This is a genomic window from 'Chrysanthemum coronarium' phytoplasma (assembly GCF_000744065.1).
GTDB lineage: Bacteria > Bacillota_I > Bacilli_A > Acholeplasmatales > Acholeplasmataceae > Phytoplasma > Phytoplasma asteris.
In genome coordinates, this window is the sequence record NZ_BBIY01000134.1 from 1 (window position 1) to 785 (window position 785).

2 protein-coding genes and 1 pseudogene are annotated in these 785 nt (G+C 31.0%); all 3 read left to right on the forward strand.

The features are described from left to right. Window positions 1-208 (forward strand): 50S ribosomal protein L4 (gene rplD / locus OYV_RS04110; protein ID WP_042068450.1); only part of this gene is annotated, 208 nt, incomplete at its 5' end. After that, window positions 208-498, forward strand: a complete 291-nt coding sequence (gene rplW, locus OYV_RS04115) for a 50S ribosomal protein L23 (protein WP_042068451.1) — start codon at window positions 208-210, stop codon at window positions 496-498. The genes rplD and rplW, both read left to right, overlap by 1 nt. A 59-nt stretch (window positions 499-557) precedes the next feature. After that, window positions 558-785, forward strand: a pseudogene (rplB, locus tag OYV_RS04120) (50S ribosomal protein L2); the annotation flags it as partial.

A 785-nucleotide genomic window follows, 5' to 3' on the forward strand; every position in this document is an offset into this window, starting at 1 on the left:
CCAACAAATGTTACAAAAATTAAACATCACTTCCAAATCCTTAATTGTAGTTACTCAAATGACAGAACAATTAGCTTTGGCTTCTCGCAATCTATCTTATATTACTTTAGAAACAGCTTCTCATGCAAGTGTTTATCAAATCCTTAATTGCAAACAATTAGTCCTAACTGCTGATGCTGTTAACTATTTTGAAGAGGTTTTAAAATAATGAATAAATACTATGATTTAGTTAAAGCACCAATCATTACTGAATTAACTAATAAATTGATCGAAAGACAAAATAAATACACTTTTAAAGTTGCCAAAACAGCTAATAAAGTAGAAATTAAAAAAACTTTAGAAAGCATTTTTCAAGTAAAAGTTTTATCAGTTAACACTCGCAACGTTTTACCACAATTCAAAAGAAAAGGTAAATTCGAAGGCTATACTTCTGGTTATAAAAAAGCTATTTGTAAAGTAGCTCCGGGACAAAAAATCGAAATCCTTGCTAACGAATAAACCCAAACCCAACCAAAACAACGATTAACGATTAAAAAAATACAAGGCAGGTATAAATTATGGCAATTAAAAAATATAAGCCTACTACAAATGGATGTCGTAATATGAGTGTTTCTGCTTTTTCAGAAATCACCACTCAAACTCCTGAAAAAAGCTTATTGGTATCTCATAAAGACCAAGCCGGACGCAACAACCAAGGTAAAATTACAGTAAGACATCGTGGCGGCGGCGTTAAAAGAAAATACCGTTTAATTGATTTTAAAAGAAACAAAGATAACATTGTTGGC